An 863-nucleotide genomic window follows, 5' to 3' on the forward strand; every position below is an offset into this window, starting at 1 on the left:
GTCACCGATTCCAAAGGCCCGGTCGCCCAGGGTGGCATCACCTTCGACCGGTCGGTGACCGTCACTGGCAAGGCCAGCCCCAACCAGAAAGTCCGCTTGCTCGATGGCACCACCGCGCTGGGTGAACCCACCGCCAATGGTTCGGGCACCTGGACTCAGGTGGTAAGTGCATTGACCGTCAAGGCTTACAGCCTCAAGGCTTTGGCGCTGTATGGCGAAGGCGAAGAGTCCGCTCCACCGTTCACGTTTACCGTGGCGGCGGCGCTCAAACCGGCCATTGACTCGGTCACCGATTCCAAAGGCCCGGTCCCCCAGGGCGGCATCACCTTCGACCGATCAGTAACCGTCACTGGCAAGGCCAGCCCCAATCAGAAAGTCCGCTTGCTCGATGGCACCACTTCTCTGGGGGAGCCTACCACCAATGGTTCGGGCATCTGGACTCAGGTCGTGAATGCATTGACCGTCAAGGCTTACAGCCTCAAGGCTTTGGCGCTGTATGGCGAAGGCGAAGAGTCCGCTCCACCGTTCACGTTTACCGTGGCGGCGGCGCTCAAACCGGCCATTGACTCGGTCACCGATTCCAAAGGGCCGGTCGCCCAGGGCGGCATCACCTTTGACCGGTCGGTGACCGTCACTGGCAAGGCCAGTCCCAATCAGAAAGTCCGCTTGCTCGATGGCACCACTTCTCTGGGGGAGCCTACCACCAATGGTTCGGGCATCTGGACTCAGGTCGTGAATGCATTGACCGTCAAGGCTTACAGCCTCAAGGCTTTGGCGCTGTATGGCGAAGGCGAAGAGTCCGCTCCACCGTTCACGTTTACCGTGACGGCGGCGCTCAAACCGGCCATTGACTCGGTCACCGA

General features: G+C 61.2%; 1 pseudogene. It reads left to right on the forward strand.

What is annotated here, in order from left to right:
- A pseudogene (locus AC1ROI_RS33870) lies at positions 1 to 863 on the forward strand (Ig-like domain-containing protein); the annotation flags it as partial.

The sequence above is a fragment of the Pseudomonas sp. GW823-FHT02C02 genome, assembly GCF_058797635.1.